The sequence below is a fragment of the Nocardia concava NBRC 100430 genome, assembly GCF_000308815.1.
Classification (GTDB): domain Bacteria; phylum Actinomycetota; class Actinomycetes; order Mycobacteriales; family Mycobacteriaceae; genus Nocardia; species Nocardia concava.
On sequence record NZ_BAFX01000101.1, the window covers coordinates 1 to 16,354 of the forward strand.

17 protein-coding genes and 1 pseudogene are annotated in these 16,354 nt (G+C 67.8%); 11 read left to right on the top strand and 7 right to left on the bottom strand.

Annotated features, from left to right (window positions below; genetic code table 11):
• The 4 genes and pseudogenes from ON43_RS23395 to map form a co-directional block, all read right to left on the bottom strand.
• Positions 1-204, bottom strand: a pseudogene (locus ON43_RS23395) (alpha/beta hydrolase); the annotation flags it as partial.
• 66 nt (positions 205-270) lie between these two features.
• Entirely contained in the window at positions 271-1,812 is a 1,542-nt protein-coding gene (locus tag ON43_RS23400) for a cobyric acid synthase (protein WP_040810892.1), read from the bottom strand.
• The gene (locus ON43_RS23405; RefSeq protein ID WP_167333454.1) at positions 1,809-2,090 is read right to left on the bottom strand and encodes a hypothetical protein; all 282 of its coding nucleotides are present in this window, start codon (positions 2,088-2,090) and stop codon (positions 1,809-1,811) included. Before ON43_RS23405 ends, ON43_RS23400 begins: the two co-directional genes overlap by 4 nt.
• Before the next feature lie 8 nt (positions 2,091-2,098).
• A complete protein-coding gene (gene map, locus ON43_RS23410) occupies positions 2,099-2,962 on the bottom strand; it encodes a type I methionyl aminopeptidase (protein WP_040810896.1) in 864 nt (287 codons plus the stop codon).
• 128 nt (positions 2,963-3,090) lie between these two features.
• Between map and ON43_RS23415 the strand changes: the two genes are divergently transcribed.
• Positions 3,091-4,104, top strand: a complete 1,014-nt coding sequence (locus tag ON43_RS23415) for an LLM class flavin-dependent oxidoreductase (protein ID WP_040810898.1) — start codon at positions 3,091-3,093, stop codon at positions 4,102-4,104.
• Positions 4,105-4,114: 10 nt separating this feature from the next.
• Here the strand turns inward: ON43_RS23415 and ON43_RS23420 are convergent, their stop codons facing one another.
• The gene (locus ON43_RS23420) at positions 4,115-4,852 is read right to left on the bottom strand and encodes a GntR family transcriptional regulator (protein ID WP_281033332.1); all 738 of its coding nucleotides are present in this window, start codon (positions 4,850-4,852) and stop codon (positions 4,115-4,117) included.
• Positions 4,853-4,949: 97 nt separating this feature from the next.
• Between ON43_RS23420 and ON43_RS23425 the strand changes: the two genes are divergently transcribed.
• The 8 genes from ON43_RS23425 (at position 4,950) to ON43_RS23460 (ending at position 13,504) form a co-directional block, all read left to right on the top strand.
• The gene (locus ON43_RS23425; protein ID WP_040810987.1) at positions 4,950-6,065 is read left to right on the top strand and encodes a TIGR03364 family FAD-dependent oxidoreductase; all 1,116 of its coding nucleotides are present in this window, start codon (positions 4,950-4,952) and stop codon (positions 6,063-6,065) included.
• Between the two features lie 62 nt (positions 6,066-6,127).
• Positions 6,128-6,781 (top strand): phosphonatase-like hydrolase, encoded by a 654-nt coding sequence (locus tag ON43_RS23430; protein ID WP_040810988.1) that lies wholly within the window; start codon positions 6,128-6,130, stop codon positions 6,779-6,781.
• Positions 6,782-6,876: 95 nt separating this feature from the next.
• A complete protein-coding gene (locus ON43_RS23435; protein WP_040810900.1) occupies positions 6,877-7,950 on the top strand; it encodes a 2-aminoethylphosphonate ABC transporter substrate-binding protein in 1,074 nt (357 codons plus the stop codon).
• A 28-nt stretch (positions 7,951-7,978) separates the two neighbouring features.
• Positions 7,979-9,163, top strand: a complete 1,185-nt coding sequence (locus tag ON43_RS23440; RefSeq protein WP_051179026.1) for an ABC transporter ATP-binding protein — start codon at positions 7,979-7,981, stop codon at positions 9,161-9,163.
• A 148-nt stretch (positions 9,164-9,311) separates the two neighbouring features.
• A complete protein-coding gene (locus tag ON43_RS23445; protein WP_040810901.1) occupies positions 9,312-10,205 on the top strand; it encodes a 2-aminoethylphosphonate ABC transporter permease subunit in 894 nt (297 codons plus the stop codon).
• Between the two features lie 2 nt (positions 10,206-10,207).
• Complete coding sequence (locus ON43_RS23450) at positions 10,208-11,005, top strand: ABC transporter permease (protein ID WP_040810903.1); 798 nt, start codon at positions 10,208-10,210, stop codon at positions 11,003-11,005.
• A 157-nt stretch (positions 11,006-11,162) separates the two neighbouring features.
• Positions 11,163-12,869, top strand: coding sequence for a hypothetical protein (locus ON43_RS42740; protein ID WP_157514152.1), 1,707 nt, complete (start codon positions 11,163-11,165; stop codon positions 12,867-12,869).
• Positions 12,869-13,504, top strand: coding sequence for a LysE family translocator (locus tag ON43_RS23460; RefSeq protein WP_040810904.1), 636 nt, complete (start codon positions 12,869-12,871; stop codon positions 13,502-13,504). Before ON43_RS42740 ends, ON43_RS23460 begins: the two co-directional genes overlap by 1 nt.
• A gap of 96 nt (positions 13,505-13,600) precedes the next feature.
• Here the strand turns inward: ON43_RS23460 and ON43_RS23465 are convergent, their stop codons facing one another.
• Together ON43_RS23465 and ON43_RS23470 are read right to left on the bottom strand one after the other, a co-directional pair.
• Entirely contained in the window at positions 13,601-13,996 is a 396-nt protein-coding gene (locus ON43_RS23465; RefSeq protein WP_040810906.1) for a hypothetical protein, read from the bottom strand.
• Between the two features lie 297 nt (positions 13,997-14,293).
• Complete coding sequence (locus tag ON43_RS23470; protein ID WP_040810907.1) at positions 14,294-14,653, bottom strand: DUF4254 domain-containing protein; 360 nt, start codon at positions 14,651-14,653, stop codon at positions 14,294-14,296.
• Positions 14,654-14,915: 262 nt separating this feature from the next.
• Here ON43_RS23470 and ON43_RS23475 point away from each other — a divergent pair, with 262 nt between their 5' ends.
• Positions 14,916-15,782, top strand: coding sequence for a helix-turn-helix domain-containing protein (locus ON43_RS23475; RefSeq protein ID WP_040810908.1), 867 nt, complete (start codon positions 14,916-14,918; stop codon positions 15,780-15,782).
• Positions 15,783-15,947: 165 nt separating this feature from the next.
• A complete protein-coding gene (locus ON43_RS23480; protein ID WP_051179028.1) occupies positions 15,948-16,352 on the top strand; it encodes an AMP-binding protein in 405 nt (134 codons plus the stop codon).
• Positions 16,353-16,354: the final 2 nt, after the last annotated feature.

A 16,354-nucleotide genomic window follows, 5' to 3' on the forward strand; every position in this document is an offset into this window, starting at 1 on the left:
GAACACCGTGGGGGCGTCGAGACCGTCGATCGATTCGATCGCGATGGTGTGCAGGTCCGAAGTCTGCAGCCGTTCGCAGACCTGGTCGTAAATGTCGGCCGGGTCGCCCGCATCGGGGAGCAGCAGGACGTGGTGCCGTGTTTCGGGTCCGCCGATTCGCACCGCCCACTCGCGGTCACCGACCGTGATCCGCCGAGATTCCATGGTCGATAACGCTACAGGAGCGCCGGAGGGGTCGAACGCGAGTCAGCCGGATTGCTGTGACGCCGGTCACTTGTGGACGGTCAGAATTGGGAGATCTGACAGCGGACCTGCGGTGATGAGGCGCTCGAGGGTGTCGGGATCGAGGCGCTTCTCGAGCAGATCGGCGAGCAGATCCAGCTGCCCGGTGCGCACCTCGTCCACCGAAACATCCTCGGCGACAACGAAGCCCGCGCGGCCCGCCCGCTCGGCCACCTGACGCAGCCAGGCGCGGCGAAATTCGTCCGATTCCAAGGCTCCATGGAGATGGGTGCCCCAGATCGATTCGCGCACACTGCCTTCGGGGTGGCCGTCCAGTTCGAACCAGGGGCGGTCGCCGGTGTGGGTGACGCGGCCGTGGTGGATCTCATAGCCGTGCACGGGGAGATGGTTATTACTCCCGGCTCCCGCATGATCCTGGACACGGCCGGTGGAGCGGCGCAACACCTTCGGATCGGCGAATTCGATCTCCAGGTCGAGCAGGCCCAGGCCGGGGACGGTGCCCGCACCCGATTCCACCGGGTCGACGATGGTGCGGGACAGCATCTGGTAGCCGCCGCAGATGCCGAGGATCGGTGCGCCCGTGGCCGCCCGCGCGGTGAGGGCGTCCGCGATCCCGGTGCGGCGCAACCACTCCAGATCGCTGACGGTGGATTTGCTGCCCGGTACGACGACCAGGTCGGCTCCCGCCATGCGGGACGGATCGCTCACCCAGCGCACGGAAACCCCGGGTTCGCAGGCCAGCGCCTCGACGTCGGTGGAGTTGGAGATGCGCGGCAGCCGGACGGCGGCGACGGTCAGCCACTCCGTGCCCAGCGGCGGGCGCGACCGACCCACCGGCGCGTCGGCGACCGTGCCGAGCGAGTCCTCCGCGTCGATCCACAGATCCTCCGCGAACGGGATGACACCCAGCGTGGGCCGCCCGGTGAGCGCCTCGAGCTGATCCAGCCCCGGCTTCAGCAGATCCACGTCGCCGCGGAACTTGTTGATGATGAACCCGGAAATCAGTTGCTGGTCTTCGGGTTCCAGAATCGCGACGGTCCCGAACAGATGCGCCAGCACTCCCCCGCGATCGATGTCGCCGACCAGCACGACCGGCAGCTCCGCCGCCCGCGCCAATCCCATATTCGCCAGATCGGTTGCCCGCAAATTGATCTCGGCGGGGGATCCGGCGCCCTCACAGATCACGACATCGAATTCGTCACGCAGCGAGGCCAATTCCTCCGCCACAATGGCCCGCAATTCCTGCCGATGCCGGAAGTAATCCTTGGCCCCCACGGTATCGATGGCCTTGCCCCGCACCACGAGCTGCGACCGCCGATCACTCCCCGGCTTCAACAACACCGGATTGAACCGCACGCTCGGCTCGAGCCCACAAGCCCGAGCCTGCAACGCCTGCGCCCGCCCGATCTCCCCGCCGTCGAGCGTGACCACGGAGTTGTTGGACATGTTCTGCGCCTTGAACGGCGCGACGCGCACCCCGCGCCGCGCCAGCATCCGGCAAAGTCCCGCTACGACAACGCTTTTGCCCGCGTCGGAGGTAGTGCCCGCGACCAGCAGCGCACCTCTCACCGCGTGCTGTACTCCGCTCGCGGGCGGTAGACGTAGTATTCGCGGCCGCTGCTGGTGTAGGCGTCGCGGTTCACGTACTCGTCGCGGCTGTCGGCGGCGGCGTCGTCGGTCTCGGCGTCATCCACCGGACGGCCCGCGGAGAGTTCGACGTGGCGGCGCATGGTGGCGCGCATGACGTCCAGGCCCGCGTCGCGCGGGTTCGGGGGGAGGAAACGGGAGGGCTTGCGGCGCGGGCCGCGGGAGCCGATGCCGCGCGTGGTGACGCCCCGTTGGGGCATGGCGATTTTCACGGCAGCGTGAGGATCTCGGCACCGTCGTCGGTCACGACGAGGGTGTGCTCGAACTGGGCCGTCCACTTGCGGTCCTTGGTGACCACGGTCCAGCCGTCGTCCCAGATCTCGTAGTCGATGCCGCCCAGATTGATCATGGGCTCGATGGTGAAGGTCATGCCCGGCTCGATGACCGACTCCACGGCCGGCTGGTCGTAATGCAGGATGACCAGGCCCGAGTGGAAGGTGGGCCCGACGCCGTGCCCGGTGAAGTCGCGGACCACGCCGTAGCCGAAGCGGTTGGCGTAGGCCTCGATCACGCGGCCGATCACATTGAGCGCGCGGCCCGGCTTGACCGCCTTGATGGCCCGCATGGTGGCCTCTTCGGTGCGCTCGACCAGCAGCCGCACCTCCTCGTCCACATCACCGGCGAGGAAGGTCTTGTTGGTGTCGCCGTGCACGCCGTCGATGTAGGCGGTCACGTCGATATTGACGATGTCGCCGTCCTCGATGACCGTCGAGTCCGGAATCCCGTGGCAGATCACCTCGTTCAGCGAGGTGCAGCAGGACTTGGGAAATCCCTTGTAGCCCAGCGTCGACGGGTACGCGCCGTGGTCGAGCATGTACTCGTGCGCGATGCGGTCCAGCTCGTCGGTGGTCACGCCCGGCGCGACGGCCTTACCGGCCGCTTCCAGGGCCTGCGCCGCGATCTTGCCCGCGAGACGCATCTTCTCGATGGTCTCCGGCGTCTGCACCCAGGGCTCGTGTCCCTCGTTGGCGGTCTTCTTCCAGACGTATTCGGGTCGCTCGATGTTCTTGGGGACCTCGCGAATAGGCGACTGCACGCCGGGTACGAGGGGCTTGCGGGTACGCACAGACATGGGTACCAGAGTATCTGCCGGTCCGAATGGTGAGATGACCAGGTCCGGGCATGCGGGAATCTTTCCGGACTGCGGTCCGTTTAAGCTCTCGAATGACTTGGAAACGAGACTCGAGAGGGGCTTCGGCCGTGGAACTGGGACTGACGACATTCGCGGAAACGCACCCGGTCGGTGGCAACGGACCGACCCCCACCGCTGGTGAGCGGCTGCGACAGGTGGTCGAGGAGGCGGTGGCCACCGAGGCGGCCGGGCTGGACGTATACGGCGTGGGCGAGCACCACCGCAAGGATTTCGCGGCCTCCTCGCCCGCCGTGGTGCTGGCCGCGATCGCCTCGCGGACCGAGCGGATCCAGCTCACCAGCGCGGTGACCGTGCTCAGCTCCGCCGACCCGGTGCGGACCTTCCAGGACTTCTCGACCCTGGACGGGCTCTCCAACGGACGGGCCGAACTGATGGCCGGGCGTGGGTCGTTCATCGAGTCGTTCCCGCTGTTCGGCTACGACCTCAGCGATTACGACGAACTCTTCGAGGAGAAGCTGGCGCTGCTGCTGAAGATTCGCGAGGAGGGGCCGGTCACCTGGGAGGGCAAGTTCCGCGCGCCCCTGAAGGACGCGATCGTCTATCCGCGTACCGAGAACCGGCCGCTGCCGGTGTGGATCGCGGTCGGCGGCAGCCCCGAATCCGTTGTGCGCGCGGGACTTCTGGGCCTGCCGCTGGCGATCGCCATCATCGGCGGGCAGCCGGCGCGGTTCAAGCCGCTGGTGGATCTGTACCACCGGGCCCTCGACGAGGGCGGGCACGAGCCGCAGCCGGTGGCGGTGCACGCGCACGGGTACATCGCCGACACCGACAAGGCGGCGGTCGAGGACTTCTACGGTTCCTACGCGCGAGCCATGTCCGCGATCGGGCGCGAGCGCGGCTGGGGTCCGATGAACCGCCAGCAGTTCGATGCCTTGCGCTCGCAGAGCGGTTCGCTATTCGTGGGCACGCCGGACTACGTGGCCTCCAAGATCGCCGATGTCCGCGACACCCTCGGACTGGATCGGTTCATGCTGCACACCAGCGTCGGCACGCTGCCGCACGAGAAGGTGCTGCGGAGCATCGAGCTGCTGGGCACGAAAGTCGCTGCGCAGCTTCAGTAATCGGGCAGCTTCAGTAATCGGTGAGCTTGGCCTGGAACGCGATGCGGTCGCCGCGATACAGCGACCGCACGCGTTCGATCGGCACACCCTCGGCATCCACGCTGCGCCGGTGCAGCAACAGCATCGGCAGGGCGGTAGTGCATTCCAGCAGCGCGGCCTCACGCGGTGAGGCCAACATGGTCTCGATGCGCTCGGTGGCGGAGAAGTACACCACGCCACGCGAGCGCGTCGCCGTGTACAGCGACGTCGTCGGGTCGTAGAACTCGCGCAGGAAAGCGAAGCGCGGCAACGGCATCCAGGTGCTCTCCAACCCGATGCGCTCACCGTCGGCCAGCAGCACCCGCTCCAGATGGGTCACCACGGTGCCCGCCGGGACGGCCAGATCCGCGGCGACCTCCGGCGCGGCGGGGATGTCGGTCCACTCGACGAGCAGCCGCCCCGGCTTGCGGCCGAACTTGAGCGCGCCCTCGGTGTAGGAGCGAAGGGTCAAGGGCTGCACCATCTTCGGGTGCGAGACCACGGTGCCGCGACCTTGTCGGCGAATCCGCCCCTCCACCAACAGTTCTCGCACGGCCTGCCGCACGGTTTCGCGGGCGACGCCGCAGCGCAGGGCCAGTTCGCGTTCCGACGGCAGCGGATCGCCTTCGGAGAGTTCGGTCAGCAGAGATTCCAATTCCGCACGCACGCGATACGACTTCGGCATGCGCGCCAGCTGGTCTTCCACCCCTGCGGCCTCCCTCGAATCCATGCCCCCAGCGTACACAAGATTGGTCTATACCAATTATTAACCTATCGTTTCCACACGTAACACTCCTAGGTCTAGACCATTGCCCAGGATGTTGTTCATGCGATTGGTCATCATCGGCGGAGGGATCCTCGGCACCGCCCACGCACTCGCCGCCATCGGACGCGGCCACGAAGTGGTCCACCTGGAACGCGAGGTGGAGGCGCGCGGCGCTACCGTGCGCAACTTCGGCCTGGTGTGGGTATCGGGCCGCAGCGCAAACGAATTGGAGCTCACGCTGCGGTCCCGGCAGCTGTGGGAGGAGATCGGCGGCAAGGTGCCGGGCGTGGGCTTCCGGCCCGCGGGCTCGATCACCCTGGTGCGCACCGAGAACGAACTGGCCGTGGCCGAGGCCGCCGTGGCGAACCCGTCGGCCGCCGAACGCGGCTTCGAACTGCTCGACCCGGACCGCGTCCGCGCGCTGAACCCGGCGCTGCGCGGCAAATTCCTTGCGGGCCTGCACTGTTCGGCCGATGCCGCGGTGGAGTCGCGGCAGGCGCTGCCCGCGCTGCGCCGCTACATGGAGGCCAGCGAGCGCTACACCTTCTTCTCCGGCACCGAGGCCCGCACCATCACCGGCACCACCGTGATCGATGATCGCGGCCGCCGTCACGAGGGCGATCTGATCCTGGTCTGCCCGGGCGCCGCGCACGTCGGCCTGACTCGTGAACTGGTGGGCGATATTCCGGTGCGCCGGGTGCGACTGCAGATGATGCAGACCGCTCCCCTGGGCGAGCCGCTCACCACCGCCATCGCCGACGGCGACAGCTTCCGCTACTACCCGGCCTTCGCGGGCCCGGAGCTGGATCGGCTCAATCGTGAAGAGGCGCAGCCGTTCACGGCCGCGCAGCACAAGATGCAGCTGCTGGCGGTGCAGCGGCTGCACGGCGGGCTCACCATCGGCGACACCCACGAGTACGACGAGCCGTTCACCTTCGACGTGGACGAGGCCCCCTACGAGCACCTCACCGGCGTGATGGAGGAGCTGCTGGGCCGCAAGCTGCCGCCGGTGGTGCGGCGCTGGGCGGGTGTGTACAGCCAGTCCATCGATCCGGGGACCATCGTCACCCGTGCGCAGGCGTCCGAGAACGTCTGGGTCATCACCGGTCCGGGCGGTCGCGGCATGACCCTCGGCCCCGCCCTCGGCGAGCAGACCGCCGACCTCCTCAACCTCTGACCGTTCGAAACCGCGAAGGAAACCCAGTGTCCGACAAGCAGATCGAACTCGCCGTCCTGGACATGGCCGGCACCACCGTCGCCGATGACGGCCTGGTCGAGCAGGCGTTCGAGGCGGCCATCACCGCCGTCGGCGTCCCCGCCGAAGGGCAGGAGCGCGAGGATGCCCGGGCGTTCGTGCAGCGCACCATGGGCCAGTCCAAGATCTGGTGCTTCCGCACCCTGTTCGGCGACGAGGATCGCGCCCAGGAAGCCAACCGCGCCTTCGAGGCCGCCTACACCGAGCTCGCGGAGGAGGCCGGGATCACCCCGATTCCCGGTGCCGCCGAGGCCATTTCGGCGCTGCGCGCGGCGGGCATCAAGGTGGCGCTGACCACCGGGTTCAGCCGCGTGACCCAGGACAAGCTGCTGAACGCGCTGGGCTGGAACGATATCGCGGACCTGGCCCTGGTCCCGTCCGACGCCGGACGCGGCCGCCCCTACCCGGATATGGTACTGACCGCCCTGCTGCGGCTCGAGGTCGACGCCGTGGATCGCGTTGCGGTGCTGGGCGATACGTCCAGCGATATCGCCACCGGCCTGGCCGCGGGCGCGCGCATCGTCGCGGGCACGCTGACCGGCGCGCACACCGAGGAGCAGCTGCGCGCCGCGGGCGCGACCCACGTGCTGGCCTCGGTCACCGAGTTCGCGCAGCTGCTGCTGGCCGAGCGCGGCTAGAGAATTCCGCCGCCCGGACGCGCCTCGCCCGGGCGGCGGAGTATCCCCCAGTCCCTTCTAGCGTCACGTCCCCTGAACTGAAAGTTGCAGTCACCGTGCGTAATTCGAACAACCGCCTCGCACGCACCATCGCCCGTACCGCTCTCATCCTGACCTCCGCCACCGCGGTCGCCTTCAGCCTGACCGCCTGCGGCGGCACCGGCAGCAGCGAATCGGGCGACAAGACGGTCACCGTCTACTCCGCCGATGGCGTCGGCGACTGGTACAAGGCCCAGTTCGCGAAGTTCAAGGACCAGACCGGCATCGCGGTCAACCTGGTCGAGGCCGGGTCCGGCGAGGTCGTCAGCCGCGTCGAGAAGGAACAGTCCAACCCGCAGGCCGACGTGGTCGTGACCCTGCCGCCGTTCATGCAGAAGGCCGACAAGTCCGGTCTGCTGCAGGCGTCGGGCGTCGACACCGCCGCCGTCGCCGCGGCCGACAAGGACGCCAAAGGCAACTGGGTCACCCTCGCGGGCAACTACCTGTGCTTCATCGCCAATCCGTCGGTCGACGCCACCAAGGTCATCACCTGGGACGACCTGCTCAAGCCCGACTACAAGGGCAAGATCCAGTACTCCACCCCGGGCCAGGCCGGTGACGGCACCGCGGTGCTGATCCTGCTGCAGCAGCTCATGGGCAAGCAGGGCGCGCTGGACTACCTGACCAAGCTGCAGGCCAACAATGTCGGCCCGTCCTCCTCGACCGGCAAGCTGCAGGCCAAGGTCGACAAGGGCGAGATCCTGGTCGCCAACGGTGACGTGCAGATGAACCTGGCCACCGTGAAGGAGAAGGGTTCGAAGTTCGACGTCTTCTTCCCCGCCACCGCCGACGGCAAGGCCAAGACGGTCGCGCTGCCGTACCTGATGGGCCTGGCCAAGGGCGCGCCGCATTCGAGCGCCGGTAAGAAGCTGATGGAGTTCCTGCTCTCGGCCGACGCGCAGAAGAGCCTGCCCGACGCCTACGCCGTCCCGGCCCGCACCGAGCTCGCCAACGCCCCGGCCACCACGCCCGGCGCGGTCTCCCCGGCCTCGGTGGTGAAGAACGTCGAGATCCTGCACCCGGATTGGACGAAGGTGCTCGACGACCTCGACGCCGACGTCGCCGCCTACTCGAAGGCCACCGGCAGCTAGTCCACCCCGAGCCCCAGGAGCAGCAACCATGTCCTCCGCGTTGACGACATCCACGGTGGCCACCGAGTCCACCGACGAACCGGCCATCGTGTTCGACCGGGTCGGGGTCACCTACGGCCGCGGCAAGAAGACCACCGTCGCCCTGGCCGAATTCAACCTGCGCGTCGCCGCGGGCGAAACGGTCGCGCTCCTGGGGCCCAGCGGTTCCGGCAAGTCCACCGCGCTCAAGGCGCTGGCCGGATTCGTCCGGCCCACCTCGGGCACGGTGCGCCTGGCCGGGCGCGACGTCACCGACCTGTCCCCCGCCAAGCGCGGGATCGGGGTGGTGGTGCAGTCCTACGCGCTGTTCCCGCACATGCGGGTGCGCGACAATGTGGCCTTCGGGCTCAAGGCACATCACGTGCCGCGCAACGAGATCGGGGCCCGGGTGACCGAGGCCCTGGAGATGGTCGGCATGGGGGCCTACGCGCAGCGGCTGCCGCGCGAGCTGTCCGGCGGACAGCAGCAGCGCGTCGCCATCGCGCGGGCGCTGGCCATCCGGCCCAAGGTGCTGTTGCTCGACGAGCCGCTGGCCGCGTTGGATGCCCAGCTGCGGCAGAACATGCTCGGCGAACTGCAGCAGCTGCGAAAGGCGTTGCCGGACACGGCGATGCTGTACGTGACACACGACCAGGCCGAGGCGCTGGCGCTGGCCGACCGGATCGCCGTCATGCGCGACGCGCGGCTGGTCGACATCGACACCGCCCGCAATCTGTGGCGGCAGCCCTCCACCGAATTCACCGCGTCCTTCCTCGGCGGCGCGAATCTGCTTGCCTGCGAGGTGAAGCACGTCTCCGGCACCGCCGCACTGGTCACCGTCGGCGAGCACACCCTGCGCGCCGACGCGCCCCCGCCGGGTGTCGGCCGCCCCGACTGGGCCCCCAACGCCGACGCCCAACTGTGCGTCCGCCCGCACACCGTCCAGGTCGTCCCCCTGACCGACCGAGATGCCCTGCGCGCCACCGTGATCACCAGCGTCTGGAAGGGCGCTTCGACTCGCCTCCACCTCGAGGTCGCGGGCATCCCCGCCGAACTCGCCGTGGACGTGCTCGGCCACACCGAGATCACCCCCGGCGACCACATCGGCATCCGCTTCCCCGACCCGGCCGGTGTGCTGATCCCGCCGGGCATCGGCACCGACTCCGCCGCAGTAGAACCCGAGGTGCGCGCATGATCAGGTCATTTCCTCGTCATCCCGGCGTGCTTTTGGCCGGGATCCATTCGGCCGGTGTGGATTCCGGCCAAAAGCATGCCGGAATGACGGTGGGGACTTACCACGCCGGAATGACGGTGGGGGCTTACGTGGAAGGGAGAGGGCTGTCATGACCGCGTTGCTCGAATCTCCTTCCGCGCCCGAGGCTCCCGAAGCGCGAGAAGCAGGCCAGTCGTGGCGGCCGGTGCTGTGGGCGGTGCCGCCGGTGCTGGTGGTGTTGCTGATCGCGGTGTATCCGATCGTGCGGGTGCTGCTGGAGTCGACCAAGACCAAGTCCGGGCGAGGGGTCGGGACTTGGTCGAAGGTGCTGGCCGAGGAGTCTTTTCGGCATGCGTTGTGGCGGACCGTGACCATCGCGGTCAGCTCGACGCTGGGGTGCCTGGTGCTGGGGACGTTCCTGGCCGTGGTGCTGGCGTTCGTGCCGTTTCCGGGGTCGCAGCTGGTAGGGCGGCTCATCGACTCGGTGCTCACGCTGCCGTCTTTCCTTGTGACGCTGGCGTTTACGTTCCTGTACGGGACGGCGGGCGCGGTGAACGCGTTCATCAACCAGATCACCGGCGGCAAGCAGCCGGTGGTGAACTTCCTCAGCACGCCGTGGGGTGTGATCCTCGCCGAGGTCACCTTCTTCACGCCGTTCGTGGTGCGGCCGCTGCTGGCGGCGTTCGCGCAGCTGCCGCGGGAGCAGCTGGATGTGGCGTCGAGCCTGGGTGCGACGCCGTGGCGGGTGCTGCGGCAGGTGGTCATGCCCGAGGCGTGGCCGGCGCTGGCGGCGGGCGGGAGTCTCACGCTCCTGTTGACGCTCAACGAATTCGGCATCGTGTTGTTCACCGGCGCGAAGGGCGTCATCACGCTGCCCGCGCTGATCTACACGCGGGGCATCGTCACCTTCGACCTGCCGGGGGCCGCGGTGCTGGCCTCGGTGCAGGTGCTGCTGTCGCTCGGGCTGTATCTGGGATACCGAATGCTGTTCGCGCGCTTGACCGGTGCGCGGAAGGAGAGCTGATCATGCTGGTGTGGACGCGACGCGGGCGGGCCGCGGTGCTCGCGGTGTTCGGGATCGTGGTCGCGGTGGTGTTCGTGGCCCCGATCGCAACCGTGGTGGCCGCCGCGCTGGCCGGACACTGGAGTGGGCCGCTGCCCTCGCAGCTGGGTTTCGCGAATTTCGGCCGGGCGCTGTCGGGCGAGGAATCCGCGAGTCTGTCGGTGAGCCTGCAGACCGCGCTGCTCGCCGCCCTGTTCTCGCTGGTGCTGGGCACCTGGGCGGCGCTGGCCTCGCGGGAGGCGCCCGGCTGGCTGCGGCGGATCACCGACGCGGTGTTCCACGTGCCGGTGGCGGTGCCGTCGGTGGCGATCGGCCTGGGCGTGCTCATCACCTTCAACGAGCGCCCGCTGCTGCTGGGCGGCACCAAATGGATCGTGATCCTGGCCCATACGGTGCTGGTGCTGGCCTACGCGTTCAGCGGCGTCTCCGCGGCGCTGGACCGGCTCGATCCCGGCTACCGGCAGGCGGCCGAATCCCTCGGCGCGGGACCGGTGCGTGTACTCCTGCGCATCACCCTGCCGCTGCTGCTGCCCGCCCTGGGCGCGGCCGCCGGTCTGGCCATCGCGCTGTCCATGGGCGAACTGGGCGCGACCATCATGGTCTACCCCGCCACCTGGAAGACGCTGCCGGTGACCATCTTCGCCGCCACCGACCGCGGCGCGGTCTTCGACGCCGCCGCCAGCACCACCCTGCTGGTGCTGGTCACCCTCATCGCCCTGGTCATCCTGGGCCGCTTGAAAGGTCGTGCGGCGCTGCGTTGAGCGCATCCACCGCACCACACCGCTGACCGGTTATGCGGGGACGGTCAGCGGTGTCTTGCGTTTATGCCCGGGCGTGGCGGACGCTGGACCGGTATCCTGGCCGCGTTGTCGGAGTTGCTGGCTTTGTCGGAGTTACTGTTCGGGCGGGGGAAGTTCGATGGTGTTCGTAGCAGGTATGTCGGGTGAGTCCTATGACGTGGACGCCGAACCCTTCTACGCCGCCGGCAGCCGGTCGGTGCAGTACCTGTGCCGGGATCCACGCGGGCAGCAGCGGCTCTACAAACAGTTCCGGACCCCGGTAACCAGCCCGGACGGGATCGAATGGGCCCGCCAGGCCATGCTTCTCGGACGGCAGACGGTGGCCAACACGGGCGGATCCACCGCCAATGCCGCCGAGGCCGTCAACTGGCCGATCGATCTGATCGTCCACGACGGGGTACTGGCCGGTGTCATCCTGCCGCTGATCCCCATGGACTACCTGCTGCCCGATGGTCGGCCGCGCACCCTGGACCAGCTGTGGAGCGGCGTGCCCGGTCAGACCGCGACGTATTTTCGTGCGGGACTGGGCATTCGGCTCTGCGATATCGTGCGCGTGCTCGAGGATCGGCACCTGGTGCACGGCGACCTGTCGGCCAAGAACGTGCTCTGGCACGCGACCGTCCCGCTGGCCTACGTCATCGATACCGCCGGGCTGCAGCCGGTCGAGGCCGCCTACGACCGGTACAAGGACCGCTACGATCTCGCGGCGCTGCTGTACCGCACCCTGTTCCTCGACGCCGGGGCCGGGCCGGGTGCGCCGTGGCAGCCGACGCGCGGGTACCCCGCCGACCTGGATCCGCGGCTGCGCGCCTTGTTCGACCGCGCCTTCGGCAATGGCGGATTCGGCCCGGACGCACGGCCTTCCGCATCGGAATGGGCCGACACGCTGCGCGCGGCGTACCTGACCCCCGACGGCGCGAACTACATCTCCGAGCATCTGGCGGTGCTGGATCGCTTCACCGGGCAGCGGCCCGCGAGCGCGCCCGCCCTGCCGACGGTGGCGTTCGGCCAGTCCACCGCCCCCGGCCCACCGACCGGTTGGTCCCAGCCGCAGCCGCTCGTGTATTCCCAAGCACCGCAACCACAATCGGGCGACTCCAACACCGCACTGAAGGTGATCCTCGGCGTCCTGCTGGTCGTGCTGGTCATCGCCCTCGGCGTCGGCGCGGTCGTGCTCACCCGCGGCGATTCCGAGAACACCGCCAAGACGACCACCACGACCACGGTGCCGCCCACCACGACCACCGCTCCCCCGACGACCACCACCGCGGCCTTCGACAAGAGCACCCTCAATCAGCAGGCCACCGACAAGACGCCCTTCACCACCGAGGCGATGCTCCCGCAGAACTTCACCGACAGTAAGAACGTGCTGTTCACCCGCCGCTCTTCGGGTGTGAAGGACTGCACCACCACCAATATGTCGCAGAACGTGAAGACCGCGCTGGGCGACAACAAGTGCCAGGGGATGGTGACCGGCACCTACATCAGCCAGGACGACAAGATCCTGGTCTCGGTCGAGGTCTTCGCCTTCCCCTCCAACACCGAGGCCGAGAACCTCTACAACGGTCTCAAGGGCGCCAACCAGACCTGGGACGTCTGGTGCCCCACGCAGGGCGTCGGCTCCAGCGTCTGCCAGGCCGATTACGACACCCTCTTCGGCGCCACCTACTCCAGCTGGGGCCGCCAGCAGTACCGCTACGTCTACGAGTCCTACGGCGTCTACATCAACCTGGCCAAGGATTCCGCCCTCGAACCCAACCTCGACGCCCCTGCCCACACCAGCATTCAGGTGGTGGGACCGGACAACTACTGGAAGCCGCGCTAATGGTTCCGCTGTCGCACCTGGTGGCCTTCGGGTTGGCCGCCTTGATCATCATCGTGATTCCCGGGCCCAACGTGATGTTCTCGGTGGGAAGGGCATTGGTGCTGGGGCGGCGGGCGGCGGTGTTGTCCGTCGTGGGGACCGGGATGGGGACGACCGTGTGCCTGGTGGCGGCGTCGGTGGGGCTGGGAGCGCTGCTGATGGCCTGGGCGATGCTGTTCCTGGCGGTGAAGATCGCCGGGGCGCTGTATTTGATCTTCCTGGGGGCCAACGCCATTCGCGAGCGGCGGAAGCTGAGTGAGGCGCTGCGGGCCGAGATTCCGGTCGCCGAGGAGCGGCGGGTGCTGCGGCAGGGGTTCCTGGTGGGGGTGACCAATCCGAAGACCGTGGTGTTCTTCGCCGCGGTGCTGCCGCAGTTCGCGGTGCCCGAGGCCGGATGGCTGCCGCTGCAGTTCCTGATGATCGGGGCGATCTTCCCTGTGCTGCAGGTGCTTTCGGATGTCGTGTGGGCCGTGGGCGCGGCCTCGGCGCGGCAGTGGTTCGCGCGGTCGCCACGGCGGGTGGAGGCGGTGGGGGCCACCGGCGGGGCGATGATCATCGGCGTGGGGACGACCGTGGCGTTCAGCGGGAACGGCTGAGATCTTCCGGCACGAACGAGATCGCCTGGCACGGACGAGAGTTGGGCCGGTACCCGGGGATTCGGGTACCGGCCCAACTGTTCTCCGGGTGAGGGATCAGAACCCCGAAGTTTCGGTTGCCGCCGCGGTTCCTATGGATGCCGTAGCGGCCAAGAGTGCGCGGGAGTGGGCCGCGTCGGTGGCCCGGATGAGTCCGGCCGCCAGCAGGTAGGCGGCGGCCATCTCCAGGGCCGAGTCACGCAGGGCGGTCAGGGCATCGGTGAGGTCGGCGGCCTTGTTTTCGAAGCCGCGGCGGAGCTGGTGGGCGGAGTCGAACGCACCGAAGCCGGCGAGCCGGTGGGCATCGCGGCTGCGCGCGATCTGCGGGTCCAGCGCGTCTGCGAACCGCAGGAAGTTTGCGGCGCACTTGCGCGCCGCACCGACTTCCAGGCGGAACGTACCGTCCTGGGCCCGCTGATAGAGCTCGGTGGCCGTGGCCTCGCCCGCGTTCATGAACGAACTCCGTCCCCTCGGATTGTGAAAAGCCGATTACACCCGCACGAGTGCGAAAAAGACACCGTGCGAATGACTGTCGAGCGCTCCGCAGTCACGAGAATTCAGGGCGGGCGTGCCGCGCCAGTCGACCACGCGGCACGCCGGGCGGGGCGCCCCGTTGCGCCCGCCGTCTTGAGGCGGGCGACGTCTTACGGTTCGAGCGAGCTATTGGTCCGATAGCGCTACTCGGTTGACGTCACCGCTGACGATCAATGGTTCGGTAGCAATACATTAATTGTGTCAATGCATTTGGAATCATTGTTCTGGTAAACGGCGACGGCCACCGGCCACGTCGATTACGAGATCAGTGTAACCGTCCACCAGTTCGGCAAGATGGTACCAGTGTTTATGGGTGTTATCACTGGCCGCACCCTCGTGATCGATCACCTGATTGGCCTCCACCCAGCTCCGGGCCATGCGGTCGACGACCGCGCCCAGACTCTCGGTGTGCAGCCTGGCGCCGTTGCGGTGTTGTGGCAGTTCCTGTTCCACCCAATCGTTGATATCGTCAACGAGTTCGCCGCGGCGACAATCGATCTCACTCACCATCATGGGATCCCGCACCTGGGCACGACGTTCGTGAAGTTCGGCGAGCGCATGCGCCGACCGCAACAAAACTCGATCTTGAAATCGCCTCCCCTGGAAGGCGCAGAGCAATTGCGGAGCGGTCGGCAGGACTCCCGCTATGGACATGGTCATCGCGACTCCCCATACACACCCGACAGCATCACTAATCGCACCAACATGATTGGTCTCCGGATTCAGCTATACCGGTCATCGGATCGGTTGTACACGAATAGGCTAGCTGGATCATGCTCTTACAAATGCAAGAACGCAAGAATGCGTTCTTGCTTGTGCGCCAAGCGAAAGGGTTGTCATGGCAGGCAAGCGCACCGTGCTTACCGTCCGTTTGCGGCGGCTCGCCGCGATGCTCCACGAGATGCGCGAGAACGCCCAACTCAGCAAAGAGGTGGTCAGCGCCAAGACCGGCATCAACGTGACCACGCTCTACCGCATCGAGACCGCTCAGGCCAGGCCACAGCGCCGCACCCTGACCGCGATGCTGGACCTGTACGGCATCGGCGAGCCGCAGCGTTCAGATGCCTTGCAGTTGCTGGTGGACGCGCTCCGCCCCGGCATGGCACGGTCCTTCGAGGATGCCGTCTCTGAGGTCTACGGGGCATACATCAACTTCGAGGCCGAGGCCCTGTCGGCGCGCTTCTTCCAGTCCACCTACGTCCCGGGCCTGCTGCAGACCGAGGCCTACGCCAACGCGGTCTACCAGACCACCATGCCCAAGGTCTCGGATCAGGTTATCGAGCAACGCATCCGGGCCCGGCAGGAGCGCTCCAAGGTGTTGATCAAGGATGATCCGCTGGAGCTGTGGGTGGTGCTGGACGAGGCCGTGATCCGCCGCCTGGTGGGCGGTCCGGAGGTGATGAGCCAACAGTTCAGCCAGCTCTTATGGCATACCGAGAAGCGCAATGTGATCCTGCAGATCCTGCCCTTCGACGCCGGCGCGCACCCGGGCATGCTGGGCTCCTTCACGCTGCTGGACTTCCCCGATCCCGCCGACCCCGAGCTGGTGTACGTCGAGGGCATCGCCAGCGACGAGCTCATCGAGGGCCACCCGGAGGTGCGCCGCTACGGGGTGATGTTCGATCAGCTGCGGGCCATGGCGCTGAGCCCCCGCGATTCCATCACCATGATCCAGCAAACCATGGAGGACCTGGACAAATCATGATCGGAGCGGGCAGATGATCTTCCACCCACCCTAGGGTGGAGGGACCCGCACCCTCGGAGCGGAAATCGGCAGCACTGTGGTCGCTATCGACCGCGGCGCGCGGCGGCGAGAGTGGATACATACCGAACACCCCCGCTACCGCCCCCTCCGAGAGGATGATGTTCGATGTGCAAGCCGGTCGAATCGCCCGCCTCCATCGCGGTGACCGCCGCCGACTGCGAACTCAACAACGCGGAGCTGGACCGCTGGAGCAACCGGATGGCGCGTATGCTGCTGCGCCTCGGAGCCCACCCCGGCGCGCGTATCGCGATCGCGGAGACCCCGCAGCTCGAGGCTGTGGTGGCCCGCCTGGCCATTGTCAAGACCGGGGCCACGCCGGTGCCGCTGACCACCGAAACCACCTTGGCGCGTGCCGATTTCGGCATCACCACCAAGGCCGGGCGCGATCTGATCACCGACGCGAGCCGCTGGCTGGTGCTCGACGACCGGTCCACGCTGGTGCAGTACCTCACCGGCTCGGACGCACCGCTTTCCGAGGCGGAGCTGCAACTGGCGCGGAAGGCCTCCTGACC

Bases quoted from the DNA above. Each gene is read 5' to 3' on its own strand.
- ON43_RS23450 (WP_040810903.1), top strand. From the start codon at position 10,208: ATGCTGGTGTGGACGCGACGCGGGCGGGCCGCGGTGCTCGCGGTGTTC.
- ON43_RS23440 (WP_051179026.1), top strand. From the start codon at position 7,979: ATGTCCTCCGCGTTGACGACATCCACGGTGGCCACCGAGTCCACCGAC.
- ON43_RS23405 (WP_167333454.1), bottom strand. From the start codon at position 2,090: ATGCCCCAACGGGGCGTCACCACGCGCGGCATCGGCTCCCGCGGCCCG.
- ON43_RS23425 (WP_040810987.1), top strand. From the start codon at position 4,950: ATGCGATTGGTCATCATCGGCGGAGGGATCCTCGGCACCGCCCACGCA.
- ON43_RS42740 (WP_157514152.1), top strand. From the start codon at position 11,163: ATGGTGTTCGTAGCAGGTATGTCGGGTGAGTCCTATGACGTGGACGCC.
- ON43_RS23430 (WP_040810988.1), top strand. From the start codon at position 6,128: ATGGCCGGCACCACCGTCGCCGATGACGGCCTGGTCGAGCAGGCGTTC.
- ON43_RS23475 (WP_040810908.1), top strand. From the start codon at position 14,916: ATGGCAGGCAAGCGCACCGTGCTTACCGTCCGTTTGCGGCGGCTCGCC.
- ON43_RS23460 (WP_040810904.1), top strand. From the start codon at position 12,869: ATGGTTCCGCTGTCGCACCTGGTGGCCTTCGGGTTGGCCGCCTTGATC.
- ON43_RS23445 (WP_040810901.1), top strand. From the start codon at position 9,312: ATGACCGCGTTGCTCGAATCTCCTTCCGCGCCCGAGGCTCCCGAAGCG.
- map (WP_040810896.1), bottom strand. From the start codon at position 2,962: ATGTCTGTGCGTACCCGCAAGCCCCTCGTACCCGGCGTGCAGTCGCCT.
- ON43_RS23465 (WP_040810906.1), bottom strand. From the start codon at position 13,996: ATGAACGCGGGCGAGGCCACGGCCACCGAGCTCTATCAGCGGGCCCAG.
- ON43_RS23480 (WP_051179028.1), top strand. From the start codon at position 15,948: ATGTGCAAGCCGGTCGAATCGCCCGCCTCCATCGCGGTGACCGCCGCC.
- ON43_RS23420 (WP_281033332.1), bottom strand. From the start codon at position 4,852: ATGGATTCGAGGGAGGCCGCAGGGGTGGAAGACCAGCTGGCGCGCATG.